Annotated in this window: 9 protein-coding genes; 4 read left to right on the top strand and 5 right to left on the bottom strand. The window is 57.5% G+C overall.

All coding sequences use genetic code 11. The annotated features are described in order from the left end of the window. The first annotated feature begins 82 nt into the window (after positions 1-82). Genes B3X29_RS14795 through B3X29_RS14780 form a run of 4 tightly spaced genes read left to right on the top strand, consistent with a single transcriptional unit; the run spans position 83 to position 4,823 of the window. Entirely contained in the window at positions 83-913 is an 831-nt protein-coding gene (locus tag B3X29_RS14795) for a transketolase (RefSeq protein ID WP_156654046.1), read from the top strand. Then, positions 906-1,856, top strand: coding sequence for a transketolase family protein (locus tag B3X29_RS14790; RefSeq protein ID WP_159339759.1), 951 nt, complete (start codon positions 906-908; stop codon positions 1,854-1,856). Before B3X29_RS14795 ends, B3X29_RS14790 begins: the two co-directional genes overlap by 8 nt. Positions 1,857-1,890: 34 nt before the next feature. Beyond that, positions 1,891-3,309, top strand: a complete 1,419-nt coding sequence (locus B3X29_RS14785) for an L-fucose/L-arabinose isomerase family protein (protein WP_159339758.1) — start codon at positions 1,891-1,893, stop codon at positions 3,307-3,309. 14 nt (positions 3,310-3,323) lie between these two features. Then, the gene (locus B3X29_RS14780) at positions 3,324-4,823 is read left to right on the top strand and encodes an FGGY family carbohydrate kinase (RefSeq protein ID WP_159339757.1); all 1,500 of its coding nucleotides are present in this window, start codon (positions 3,324-3,326) and stop codon (positions 4,821-4,823) included. A gap of 44 nt (positions 4,824-4,867) precedes the next feature. Here the strand turns inward: B3X29_RS14780 and pgaD are convergent, their stop codons facing one another. The 5 genes from pgaD to B3X29_RS14755 all read right to left on the bottom strand — a co-directional run bounded on the left by pgaD (position 4,868) and on the right by B3X29_RS14755 (position 12,863). Continuing rightward, positions 4,868-5,305: a poly-beta-1,6-N-acetyl-D-glucosamine biosynthesis protein PgaD gene (gene pgaD, locus B3X29_RS14775; RefSeq protein WP_159339756.1), complete on the bottom strand. Its 438-nt coding sequence runs from the start codon at positions 5,303-5,305 to the stop codon at positions 4,868-4,870. Then, positions 5,302-6,636: a poly-beta-1,6-N-acetyl-D-glucosamine synthase gene (pgaC, locus tag B3X29_RS14770; RefSeq protein ID WP_103178579.1), complete on the bottom strand. Its 1,335-nt coding sequence runs from the start codon at positions 6,634-6,636 to the stop codon at positions 5,302-5,304. Before pgaC ends, pgaD begins: the two co-directional genes overlap by 4 nt. Further along, positions 6,633-8,648 (bottom strand): poly-beta-1,6-N-acetyl-D-glucosamine N-deacetylase PgaB, encoded by a 2,016-nt coding sequence (pgaB, locus tag B3X29_RS14765; protein ID WP_103178578.1) that lies wholly within the window; start codon positions 8,646-8,648, stop codon positions 6,633-6,635. The genes pgaC and pgaB overlap by 4 nt, the downstream gene beginning before the upstream one ends. A 9-nt stretch (positions 8,649-8,657) precedes the next feature. Next, positions 8,658-11,060 carry a poly-beta-1,6 N-acetyl-D-glucosamine export porin PgaA gene (gene pgaA / locus B3X29_RS14760; RefSeq protein ID WP_236560465.1) on the bottom strand — a complete coding sequence of 801 codons (2,403 nt, stop codon included), beginning with the start codon at positions 11,058-11,060 and terminating at the stop codon, positions 8,658-8,660. Between the two features lie 387 nt (positions 11,061-11,447). Beyond that, positions 11,448-12,863, bottom strand: a complete 1,416-nt coding sequence (locus B3X29_RS14755; protein WP_159339754.1) for a surface lipoprotein assembly modifier — start codon at positions 12,861-12,863, stop codon at positions 11,448-11,450. Positions 12,864-12,900: the final 37 nt, after the last annotated feature.

Below are 12,900 nucleotides of genomic sequence, written 5' to 3'. Positions count from 1 at the left end.
TGCTCTGACAGAGAGAACAGGGAAATAACTTACCCGGCTGGAATAATTATTCACAACAGATTATAAATTCAGGAGGTATGTTATGAATCCGTTTTCGCTCTCCATCGCGGAGCTTGAAACCCGGGCGCGCTCGATTCGTCGCCGGATCATCGTGCTGAATGCCGAAAGCCCGGCGGGAGGCCACACCGGGGCCGATCTGTCGCAGGTCGAACTGCTCACCGCCCTCTACTTCCGCATTCTGAACTGCTCCCCGGCGCTTCAGGATAGCGATGAACGCGATATCTATATCCAGTCGAAGGGCCACGCGGTGGGCGGCTATTACTGCGTGCTGGCCGAGGCCGGGTTTATCCCCGTTGAGTGGCTCGCCACCTATCAGCATGCCGACTCTCACCTGCCGGGCCATCCAGTGAAACATAAAACGCCGGGGATTGAGCTGAATACCGGCGCGCTGGGGCATGGTCTGCCAGTGGCCGTGGGGATCGCCCTGGCGGCAAAACGCAACAACAGCGCGCGCCGGGTGTTTGTGGTGACCGGTGACGGGGAGCTGGCGGAAGGCAGCAACTGGGAGGCCGCGCTGGTCGCTGCCCACTATCAGCTGGATAACCTGTTCATTATCAACGACAAAAACAACCTCCAGCTGGCGGGCTCCACCAAAGAGATCCTCAATACCGATCCGCTGGATGAGAAATGGAAAGCGTTCGGCCTGGAGGTGACCACCTGCAACGGTAACGACATGGCGGACGTGGTCGCCACCCTGGAAGGGCTGAAACCCAACGGCAAACCCCATGTGGTGATCGCCCACACCACCAAGGGCGCGGGAATTTCGTTTATTCAGGGACGGCCTGAATGGCACCACCGGGTGCCGAAAGGGGAAGAGATTGAACTGGCGCTGGAGGAACTGAAAGATGAGTAATAGCGAACACCTCGCCACGGTGATGGTGAATGCCTTTATTGACGCCGTTGAACGCGGCGTGGACCTGGTGCCGGTGGTGGCGGACTCCACCTCCACGGCGAAAATTGCCCCCTTTATGCAGCGTTTTCCGGGCCGCCTGGTCAACGTCGGCATCGCTGAGCAGACGCTGGTGGGCGCCGCTGCCGGTCTGGCAATCGGCGGCAAGATCGCCGTCACCTGCAACGCCGCGCCATTTTTGATCTCGCGGGCTAACGAGCAGATCAAAGTCGACATTTGCTACAACAACACCAACGTCAAGCTGTTCGGCCTGAACGCGGGGGCCAGCTACGGCCCGCTCGCCAGCACCCACCACAGCATCGACGATATCGCCATCATGCGCGGCTTCGGCAATATCGAAATTTACGCCCCGTCGAGCCCGAACGAGTGCCGCCAGATCATCGATTACGCCCTCGATCATGTGGGCCCGGTCTATATCCGTCTCGACGGGAAAAACCTGCCGGAACTGCATGACGACAGCTACCGTTTTACGCCGGGCAAGATTGACGTCCTGCGCGCAGGCCCTGACGTGGCGCTGGTGGCGATGGGCTCGACGGTACATGAAATTGTGGAAGCTGCTGCACAACTCGCGGAAGAAGGTATTGACGCCACTGTTATCAGCATTCCATCTATTCGTCCCTGTGATACCCAACAGCTGCTGGCCGCCCTTGCCCCGTGCAGGGCAGTGGTAAGCGTCGAGGAGCATAACGTCAACGGCGGCGTCGGCAGCCTGGTGGCGGAAGTGCTGGCCGAAGCGGGATGCGCCGTGCCGCTGAAACGGCTGGGGATCCCGGATGGACAATACGCGATTGCTGCCGACAGAGCGTCAACGCGGGCACGCCACGAGATTGATGTCGCCGGGGTGGTGAAGCACGCCCGGGAAATGCTGACGCGACAGGTTTGCTGAAAATAACAACAACATCTTACTGGAGAGAAAAGCAATGTCCCGAATTCCTCAACAACTGACAATGGGCGTGGTCATCGGCAACCGGGGGTTCTTCCCGAGCTATCTGGTAGCGGAAGCGCGCGAGCAGGCGATCGCCCTCTTTGGCCGTCTGGGTATTAACACCATTATGCTCGATCCCAGCCAGACCGAACTCGGCGGCGTGGAGACCCGTCAGGATGCGAAAGCCTGCGCCGAGCTGTTTCGCGCCCACCGCGACAGCATTCACGGCGTGGTGGTGCTGCTGCCTAACTTTGGCGATGAAAAAGCCATCGCCGAGACCCTGCGTCTTTCCGGCCTGAACGTGCCGGTGCTGGTGCAGGCCGAGGAGGACAACCTCGATAAAATGGGGCTGGCAACCCGCCGCGACAGTTTCTGCGGCAAGATCTCCCTGTGCAACAACCTGCGTCAGTACGGCATTCCTTTTACCCTGACCACCCAGCACGTCTGCGCCCTCAACGGTGAGGTGTTTGCGCAGGATCTGCAGCGTTTCGAACAGGTCTGCCGCGTGGTGAGCAGCATGCGCGGCGTGCGCGTGGGGGCAATCGGTGCCCGTCCGGCGGGCTTTAACACCGTGCGCTACAGCGAAAAATTGCTCGAACGCCTCGGCATCGCCGTGGAGACGCTCGACCTGTCAGAAGTCTTTACCCGGATCAAAACCCTGCGCGACGATGACATCCGCGTGGATGAAAAACGGCGGATCCTGATCGATAACGCCGACGCCAGCCGTATTCCGGCCGACAAGCTGGTGACCATGGCGAAGCTGTTTGTGGTGATCAGCGAGTGGGTGGTCGCCAACGACATCGACACTACCGCCATCCAGTGCTGGACCTCGCTGCAGGAGAACCTCGGCATTAACGTCTGCTCGATCATGAGCGTCATGTCCGGGCAATTGATGCCGAGCGCCTGCGAGGTGGACGTGATGGGCGCCCTCTCTATGTACGCCCTGGCCAGCAGCAATATGAACCCGGCCTCCATTGCCGACTGGAACAATAACTTCGGCGACGAGCGCGACAAGTGCGTGCTGTTCCACTGCGGTAACTTCGCCGCCGAAAGCCTTGAATCCCCGCATATGGGCACCGCCGACATCATCGGCACCACGGTCGGGAAAGAGAACACCTGCGGCGCGGTGCATGGTCGTCTGAAAAGCGGGCCGCTGACCTACTTCCGCCTGAGCACCGACGATCTGACCGGGGAAATTAAAGCCTACGTGGGCCAGGGCCAGTCGGTGGACGATCCGCTCGACACGGTGGGCTGCCGGGCGGTGATCCAGGTGCCGCATCTGGAGAACCTGCTGAACTGGATCTGCCGCAACGGTTTTGAGCATCATGTGGCGATGAACCACTCCGCCAGCGCGGAGATCCTGTATGAAGCCTTTACCCGCTACCTTGGCGTCTCAACTTACCTTCATCGTTAAGGCTGGAGGCCGCTATGTCGGTGAACAAGGACATTATCATCGCCCTCGACGAGGGCACCACCAATGCCAAAGCGGTGGCGCTGGATGCCAGCGGGCATGTGGTGGCGAGCTTCTCCCGGGCGCTGGCAATCCAGACGCCCCACGAAGGCTGGGTTGAACAATCCGCCAACCTGCTGGTGGAGGCCTCTCTGGAGGTGGTGGCCCGCGCATTGGCCACCGTCGGGGTAGAGAGAGTGGCGGCGCTGGCGATCAGCAATCAGCGTGAAACCGTGGTGGGCTGGGAGCGGGCAACGGGCAAACCCATTGCCCCGGCGCTGAGCTGGCAATGTTCCCGCACCGCGGCCTTTTGCCACCAGCTGCGTGAGCAGGGCCACGGCCCGGAGATTAGAGCGGCCACGGGCCTGCCCATCGCGCCGCTGTTTTCTGCCTCCAAAATGCGCTGGCTGCTGGATAACATCCCCGACGGCGCAGCGCGTGCCGCCCGGGGTGAGCTCTGCCTCGGCACCGTTGACAGCTGGCTGCTGTGGAACCTGACCCAGGGGCAGGCGTTTAGCTGCGACTACGCCAACGCTGCCCGCACCCAACTGATGAGCCTGCACAGCGCCGACTGGGACCCGCAGATGCTGGCGCTGTTTGGCATCCCCCGCGCGGCCCTGCCGGAGATTAAACCCTCCAGCGGTCTGTTTGGTTACACCCGCGGCGGCCCCTCTATTCCGGACGGACTGCCGGTGATGGCGATGATCGGTGACTCTCACGCCGCGCTCTTTGCCCACGGTCTGGGGGCGGAAGGCTGCGTGAAGGCGACCTACGGCACCGGCTCGTCGGTGATGGCGCCGGTGGCCTCCGCCCGCAGCGAGGTGAGAGCCCTGGCCACCACCGTGGCCTGGCACGACGGCGAGACGCTGGTCTACGGGCTGGAGGGGAATATCCCCCACACCGGCGACGCGGTGGCATGGATGGCGGACAGCACCGGGCTAAGCGAGCTGTCGCAGGCGGAGCTTATCCATGAGCTCAACACCCTCCCCCGCTCGGTAGACTCCACGCTCGGCGTCTATTTTGTGCCGGCGCTGACCGGCCTTGGCGCCCCCTGGTGGGATGAGAATGCCCGCGGGATGATCCACGGCCTGAGCCGCGGCGTGAAGCGGGCGCACCTGATCCGCGCGGCGCTGGAGTCGATCGCCTATCAGATTGCCGACGTGGTGCAGGCGATGCGCGCCCATCCGGGCTTTACCCTGAACGCGCTGATGGTGGACGGCGGGCCGACAAAAAACGACTGGCTGATGCAGTACCAGGCGGACCTTCTCGGCTGCCCGGTGATGCGCAGCGACGTGGCGGAACTTTCAGCGATGGGGGCGGCACTGCTGGCGCGTAAGGCGCTGTTTAACCTGACCACCGCCCAGCTGCGCCAGTATCTGCCGGAGCATGTCACCTTTACGCCGGACATGGCGCGTCACGCCCGGCTACAGACCCGCTGGCAGGCCTGGCAGGAGACGGTTGCCCGGGTGCGGCGGTAAAAATGCCCCGTCTGGTGATACGCCAGACGGGGCACGGTTTTTCGTTACTCGCTTCGCACGTCAGCAAGAATTTTCGCCATCCACACGCGGTCTATTGCCCCCGTATCATAATGGGCGAGGGTAAAAACCTGGGCCTGGTTCATCATTAGCGCCAGTTCAGGAGTGATATTGAAACTTGCCGCCACTTCATGGCGCTCAAGTCCAGGCCGGCGCTTACGACGTTCAACACGAAAGCGCAGCTGGTTATATTTTGCCCAGGCGATCAGCGCCAGATCGATAAGACAGGCCACCAGCAGGTAGATACTCAACGTACTGAGCGTGGTGTAGAACGGCCTGGTCCCCATAAACGGATCATGTTCAATCGCGCTTATCAGACCACTGTAAATCAGCCAGCTAAACCCCAGCCAGGCAACGATCGTTAACAGCAAATCGAGCGCGCGTGGAAACAGCCGTTGTTCAGTAAAAATTAATGGTTGGATCATGGTTTTAATCTCCCAATACCGCGATCGGGACTCACCCAACGCGCTCTGCTGCGTTTACGGCGCAGCATCACTTTCGGGAAAGCCACAAGCGTAGTGAACAGGCTCAACATCCAGTACACCACCGGAAACCAGATAACCCAGAACAGTGACGCCGCAATACCTTTCTCGTAGCGTCGTTCAATAAACAGACTGACCGCGAACTGCAACAGACAGACCACGCCCAGCATCAGGCCAGTAAAAGCCGGTGGGAAAAGGTGCTGAACATATAAAGAATCGGGCATCGGAATAAGCAGCCCGATGAGAAACAGCAGGATGCTGACGGCATAGGCAAAGGCCCATGCGGTTGACATACAAAACTCAAGAAACAGAGGCCACATGCGCCGGTACTCCCAGCTCCACAAGCGACGCATATTGACAATAAACACCTCCGCGCCCCCCTGCGCCCAACGCAGACGCTGTTTCCAGAGCCCCTTCAGCGTCTCGGGCATCAAAATCCAACACAGCGCCCGAGGTTCGAAGAAAATTGACCAATGGCGCAGCTGTAACTTCCAGCTGATATCAATATCTTCCGTGATCATATCCGGGCTCCAGTACCCCACCTCTGCCAGGGCGCGACGGCGAAAAGCGGCAATGACACCGGAAACGGTAAAGACCTGACCATAGACGCGTTGGGTACGCTTGATGAGGCCGATGATAGATGAAAATTCCCCCACCTGGACTCGCCCAATCAGCGTTGAACGGGTACGGATACGCGGATTACCGGTCACGGCCCCCACGCGAGGGTAATTGAGCAGCGGTGCGACCATATACACCGCCGCATCTCTGTCCAGCAGCGCATCACCATCAATACACACCAGAAAGTCACTGCGCGCCGCCGCGGCACCTGCCTGCAGGGCGACCGCTTTGCCCTGATTTTCCGCCAGATGAATCACCCGCAGCCGCGAATATTTACTCGCTAACTGGTCCAGCACGGTCGCGGTGTTGTCTATAGAACCGTCATTGATAGCAATCACTTCTATATTTTCATAACGCTGCGCCAGCGCCGCTTCAATAGTCTCGCGTGCATTCAGCCCTTCGTTAAAGCAGGGCACAAGAATGGAAATCAGCGGATTGCCTGCGAGTGTAGGGGGCGGTGTGCCCGGCCCCCACGGCCAGTGGCGCTCGCGGTGAAGCCAGAAATAAAGCCCACCGCTTATCCAGAGGGCCGACATAAACAGCGGCCAGAAAAAGACGAAATTAAGGATCACTTCACCGGTAAAAATCACCGCCACGCCGAGCGGAAAACTGAACATCAGGCAAAGGATCAGGAAGGCGATGAGGCGATCGGTCATTTTTGCGGATACCAGTAAGAGGAAAAAGCAGAACGGATCTCTGCCATCCGGGGTTGATCGTTAATGAAATCGTCCGGGTAGTAGCCATAGTTTCCGGCACCGCTCATCTTGAGCTGTCGCATCCACCCGTTAAGCATTTCACCGCTAATAGCGTCCTGCCCTGCCCCCTTACGCCAGTCCCGCGCCTGAAGTTCAAAGACCGTTTTATCCAGCGCGCCAGGGAAACGGGCGACCTGCCCGACGAGTCTGTCCAGCCAGGCATTGGCCTCGTTGACCGGGACATTTTCCATCAGCGGCATCGCCATCGGCGCTGTCCAGTCGTAGGTGCTGAGAAAATCATTCAGATTCTGCGCAAACCAGGTTTCGCTCTGCGGATCCAGTACCGGCATGGCGTAAATGTTGCGGGCAGTTTTGATCTGCGGGCCGCGCACGGCACGCACGGTTTGCGTGAGCTGTCGGGTAAAATCAATCAGGGCGCGACTTTTAAAGCGCGTCCAGCGCGCCAGCAGTTGCGGATTGGCGCGTATCTCCGCGAGGTTATCCGGGAAGCCTGCTGCACGATAGGCTTTGAGCGCATCCGGGGAGGCATCCTCAAAGTCGGTTAAAAAAGCGTCATCATGGAACAGGATGCCGTTGAAGTTGGCATGGCGCGCCAGGTCTTCGTAGATGTCGTTGATTCTCTGCCGGGCAACCGCATTCCAGGGTGATAAGCGCAAATAATGCTGGTTATCTGGCGCAATGCGTCCGTTGTCTGGCGACCATGCCGCCACGCGAGGCACCGAGGGGTCTAACCCAAACGCCAGTACCGGCATCCATGCGTAAACCTTCACCCCGGCACGGGTCTGTAACTGCCAGGAGACGAAGTTAAACAGATCCGCCCGCATCGGTAGCCAGCGACTGCGAAAATAGAGCGCATTGACGTTGCCGTCCCCTTTCGGATCGGCATAGGCCTGTAAGAAGACATGGGTGATCTTCATATCGAAAACACGCTGGATGAGCAGATCGATATTTTTACGCTGTTGAGCCTGGTTTTTGTCGTAGACATAGTCGAGATCGACATGCATAACCCGCATGTTTTCAGGTTCTCTGACCTGAGCTATCTGGCTGGCGAAGCTACGCAGCGAAGGGTTGTTGGAAATCAGCACCCGGGGAACGTCTTCCAGCCTGGCGGCATTCGCCAGCCCCTGGTTTAGGGTGAAAGCCATCTGGTAGCCCTGCTGATGCGCAAGCTTCAGCGTTGTTCCGCTCGCCGCACCGTAGGGCCAGACCCAGGCGCGCGGCGCTTTCCCGGTGACCTCTTTGATTTTGCCCGTAATACGCGCCAGGTCGGCATTTATACGCTTTTCAAACTGCGCATCCGTTTCGTACTGCCCGCGGGTTTTATCGTAGAAACGGTTAGCGACTGCGGGCTCCTGACTGCCTTGCGGATTGGCCTGATGACCGTAATGGGATGCCCAGGTGTGCGCACCCACTTCCACGAGCCCCGACTCGCTCGCCTCGCGTACCATCTTCCAGGTGGCAAATTTTTCCCGCGGCGTCTTGAGTCCGCCAAAATCCACCAGCGAATGTTCCGGTGCATCCACCCAACTGCCGACTGGCGCCCACAAAGCAGGCCATCTGAACAACCGAAGCAGCGGCAGAACGCGCGTCGAGAAGCTACTGTATCCATCATCAAAGGTCAGCATCACCGCCTTTTCCGGCAAGGTGCTTTTTCCTGCATGGGCATCCAGCACCTGCTGCACGCTAATCGGGTGGTAGCCGTTATCATGCAGCCAGGCAAACTGATCGTTCAGGGCGCTGGTGCGCACGGAGAGATAGCGCTGATCGGCGGCGCCGTCCTCCACGTCGTGCCAGGCCAGCACAAGAAAGCTGTTTTTGGGCCAGGGCTGGTCCGCATAGAGCGCCGGCCGTTCGGCGGGAGGAAGATAACGTGGTGCCGCGGCCAGTGCACACATGCTCATCATCATCCACCCGACGATTACCCTCGCGGCGAGAAGCCATCGTTTCATCATGATGCGCCCTTAAAACCTGACATTCAGATCAAATGCGAGGGCAATATTGCGCTCCCGCTTCCCGTCGTAAGGACGCTTATCCCAGGTCAGTTTCACCCCGGCATCCACTACGTTATTCCATTGAATACGTTGCCCGTAACCAAACTGATTGATGGCCCCAGCGCTGTACCCTTTTTGCCAGTAACTGCCCGCCCCCGCTTCAAACTGCTGCTTCCAGACCGTGTCGTAATGGCGGTACAGCACCTGTTCGGCACGCAGCCCTGCCACTGCCGAAAGATCGCGTTTGGGGTTGTAATAAGGCACATCTTCTTTGCTGTTGTGGCTGCCGCCGATGCCAGGGATAAAATCCAGCGTAAAACGTGGCGACGTCCAGAGGCGTTCTTTACCGCTGATGCCATACTCCAGGCGATCGTTGCCGTCGGTGAAATGGGCACCGAAAAGGGAAAGTTGATATTCCCGTCGTTCGTTCTGATACCAGCGTAACCACAGATCGCCACCGTTGGCGTTTACCCCATTGCGCAGGGCACGCAGCGGCGTGTTACGGGATAACCGCTCCGCCGAGCCTCCGACCCGCCAGCTGTCGCTGAAATCGTACCAGCCGGAGAGGCGTCCGCCGATTTTCTGATCGGTGTTATCGTTGCGCCCGGAGATCTCCATTTCGGCCCAGCTATTCCTTGAGGTCCATTCCACGCCCGCCAGCAGGTCCCGGCTTATTCCCTTCCCCTCCTCAAACTCGCCGCGGGCAAAGTTGTAGCCGGTAAACAGCCGCCAGTTCTGGTTAACAGGCGGGCTATAAAGCGCAGTGTTGAGGGTAAAATCATCTTTGCCACTGACCGGATTGTCGGATGAGATGCCCTGAGATCCGGCTATCCGCAGTTCCGCTTTGTTATGCACCGCCATCAGTCGTTCAAGCTGCAACGTGGCGGCATCATCCGGGCTACGGCTGACCACATCTTTTGTGAGTTCCTCGGCCTGTTGCCACTCCTGTAGCTCCATGGCCGTCCATGCCTGCTGCCTTTCCAGCGCCAGGTTGCTGGGTTCAATGACTTCAGCAAGCTTAAGTTCGCCCTCTGCGGCACGCGGTAATCCTCTCGCCAGCAGCACTGAGGCATAGGCAATACGCAGTGCCTGGTTACCCGATCCTGTGCGCGCCAACCGCTCCGCATGCTTCTCGGCTGCGGGCAAATCATTAACGGCCACCAGATATTCGGTTTGTAAGGTTCTGGCCAGCAGCCAGTTGTCATTGGGCTGCGGCGTAGGAGAGCCATAGATCTTTCGCAGGTAAGGGCTCTCTTTGCTGTAGTCATCCAGTTGCTGCTTCGCTTCGTCGAAATGGTTGTTATCGAGACGGGCATAGAGCAGTTCCTGCTGATCGTCCATAGTCAGCGGCGTGGATGCCAGGGTCGAGCCACGCGGAAAATAGATGCTTTCAAGCAGCGACTCGGCTTTGTCCGGCTGCTTCTGCGCAAGATAGGCAGAAGCGACCCATCTTCTGGCGTAGTCAGGCACGGGCGTTCCGTTCGCCTCAAGCGATTCAAATTCGGCGATCGCTTCCGCCATGCGTTTACGAATAACCAGCGCCCCCAGCCGGTCAATTCTGGCGCGTCGCACATCAGCTTGCGCCTCGGGAAGGTGTTCCCATGCGGCAATCAGCGCGTCATAGCGAGCCAGGGCTTTATCTGCCACCAGAAATCGTTCATCTTCATTGCGGGTGGGCGTGAACGCAGCGCGGACGGTTTGCGCCGCCGCATCCAGTTCAAGTTGACGTTTAATGGCATCAGGCTGCGGAAAGCGCTCTGAAAGGGTCAGCGCAGGGCCCGCAATGCGGCTGGCCGACATCGCAGCCAACAGCGTGGGCACCACGTTTTTGTTGCGGTCTGAATCGGTATCGAGGTGGCTGGCCGCCAGTACAGAATCCCAGTTTTTCCCCTGAGCATGATAAACATAAGCCAGCAGGGCCTCTCTCTCTGGCCCCGGCTCCTCGTCTGCCCAGCGCCGGGCTTCGGTGACGGCCTGCTCGTTGCGATGGGCATCTGCGAGCGTCATTATCCAGCCGGTGCGGGCGTCGCTATTGCCGGGTTCATCTTGCAGAACGCTTTCCCAGACGGCCAGCGAGGCATTCCACTGCTTTTGGTTACGCAGCGCGCGGGCGGCAGCGACCTGCCCTCTGGCAGGGATGGCCATGTGTTGGCGATAACGCTCCCATACCGCCAGCGTCTCCGCATCATTATTAGCCCATGAGGAAACCTGAAGCCAGTCAGCAATCTCTCCCGCTGTTAACTGCGTCTCCTTTTCCCGAACGGCCAGGTATTGCAATAAAGGCTGGCGGTCACCATCCCGCGCCTGAATAATAAGCTCGTCGTAGGTCGACATCTCAGCGTATACCCATGTCGGGAATAACATGCTCACCATTAATAAATATCGTCCCGAACGCAAGGGATTAATAACGCAAGAGGGGCAGGAAACTCTGAGCATAGCTATCCCTTTATCTCTGTTTTAACATGAGCCTTTCATTTTTTCATGGCTAAAAGATGACGAAAATGCAATAGCTAAACAAGAAACTAAAAAGCACCGGAAAATTTAAAATCTCATACTTTCTTCGTATTTATCATTATTCAATAAAAGACTATTTGCTTTAAAAAAAGGACCTGAACGCCGCTCAAAAAAGTTAGCAGCCACGCTGAAGTTTTACCAATCCATAAAATAAAAAACACGCCGAAGCGTGCTTTTCATCTTAATTTCACCCTTTCGTATCAGACTTCTTCTGCACACTCAGTAAAATGGCCTGGTAAACGTCTGTTAAAAATTCTTATCCAGCGATAGCAGGACATTCCTCTGTCGATAATCATAGAAATCGATATTGCTGTCGACCTGCTTCCAGGTGAAATTCAGTTTCGGCATCACCCCAAAGAAATAGAGGTCGCGATGCCAGAGCGAGAGATTATAGATCTGTTCGTTATCTTTCCGTCGCGTCGAGAAGATATCACTGTCGGCCTGGTAATTGCGTCTGGCAATGGCCGTGGTGGCGGCAAAAGAGAGTTGCCAGGGCATATCCACCTGCACCCCGCTGCGTAAACCTACCCGATGGTTAGATTCACTGCGAGTGAAGGTCTGCTGATCGAGCAGATCGAAGCCGGCAAACCCTGACACCCGGTTACTGAAGGCATGGGACAGGGTTGTGGAGGAGTAACGATTTTGCCCGTGCAGGAATCGATAATCTTCATTATCATAATCCAGTTTCTGATATTCCAGCGCCTGACTCACCTGCCAGGTGGGCGTAAGTAAATAACTGTATTCGGCGCGGACGCCAGGGCCAGAAGAATAGGCCTCGGTGCCATACCATCTTTTTTCATAGAAAGGTAACAGGGCGAATTGTTGTCGGAAATTACGCCATTGATAGCCAGCATAAGCGCGGGTGGTAATATCATCAAAATCATGGTTATTCCAGTAACTCTTACCGTTTACCGTACCAATAAATCGCAAGCCATGCTGATCGTAGAGTTGAACATCTTTTTGTAATGCGCCATTGAACCAGAAACCTTCCCCGCGCTGAGGGAAACTCTCTTTATTACGAATAAAAAGACGATCGCCAACCCGAATGGTTTTACCCGATGACGCATTATTCACATTGCTGTCATTCAGATAGCTCACGCTGAAGGAACCCGTTAATGCGCTGCCTTGCTGAATGCGCTCAAGATATTGCGCAATGACCTGCTGAATATTCTCAGGCGGATTGCTTTGTAATACCCGACGAAACTGATAATCAGCCGCGTCAAACTGACGATTTTCAAACATGGCCCGCGCTAAATCCAGACGCACCGCAGCAAAGTCAGGATGCCTGCTCAGAATAGCGCGATAGTGTTCGATCGCCTCTGCATAATGCCCCTGACTGCGCGCCAGACCGGCTTTTGCAAAATGAATCAGGGTTGAATCCGGATTGGGTGAGGCCGCATAGACAGGTAAAATGGCACGAACCATCGGCCACTTCTCTTCACGAATGGCCTGATCGAGCATCGCCATTGCCAGCTCTGGCTGTTCCGCCAGTTGCGCATTGGTAACATGCAGCGTCTTATCGCCAGGCCCGGTGCGCTTGTCCGGCGTGGTCAGTCGTTCAAGGTGGGGAGCTGCAGGAATTGAGTCGGTTTCCGGCGGCGCAGCAAACGCAACGCTGAGCGGGCAGAGCAAACTCAGTGCGCCAGTACGCAAAATATTCATAGAAAGGCTTACCATCTGAAGGTCCGGTCAGCCTGGC

The organism is Leclercia sp. UBA5076 (assembly GCF_002416465.1).
Taxonomy (GTDB): Bacteria; Pseudomonadota; Gammaproteobacteria; order Enterobacterales; family Enterobacteriaceae; genus Enterobacter.
This window is presented reverse-complemented; position numbering and strand designations above follow the sequence as displayed.

Bases quoted from the DNA above. Each gene is read 5' to 3' on its own strand.
- pgaB (WP_103178578.1), bottom strand. From the start codon at position 8,648: ATGATGAAACGATGGCTTCTCGCCGCGAGGGTAATCGTCGGGTGGATG.
- B3X29_RS14795 (WP_156654046.1), top strand. From the start codon at position 83: ATGAATCCGTTTTCGCTCTCCATCGCGGAGCTTGAAACCCGGGCGCGC.
- pgaC (WP_103178579.1), bottom strand. From the start codon at position 6,636: ATGACCGATCGCCTCATCGCCTTCCTGATCCTTTGCCTGATGTTCAGT.
- B3X29_RS14780 (WP_159339757.1), top strand. From the start codon at position 3,324: ATGTCGGTGAACAAGGACATTATCATCGCCCTCGACGAGGGCACCACC.
- B3X29_RS14755 (WP_159339754.1), bottom strand. From the start codon at position 12,863: ATGAATATTTTGCGTACTGGCGCACTGAGTTTGCTCTGCCCGCTCAGC.
- B3X29_RS14790 (WP_159339759.1), top strand. From the start codon at position 906: ATGAGTAATAGCGAACACCTCGCCACGGTGATGGTGAATGCCTTTATT.
- pgaD (WP_159339756.1), bottom strand. From the start codon at position 5,305: ATGATCCAACCATTAATTTTTACTGAACAACGGCTGTTTCCACGCGCG.
- B3X29_RS14785 (WP_159339758.1), top strand. From the start codon at position 1,891: ATGTCCCGAATTCCTCAACAACTGACAATGGGCGTGGTCATCGGCAAC.
- pgaA (WP_236560465.1), bottom strand. From the start codon at position 11,060: ATGGTGAGCATGTTATTCCCGACATGGGTATACGCTGAGATGTCGACC.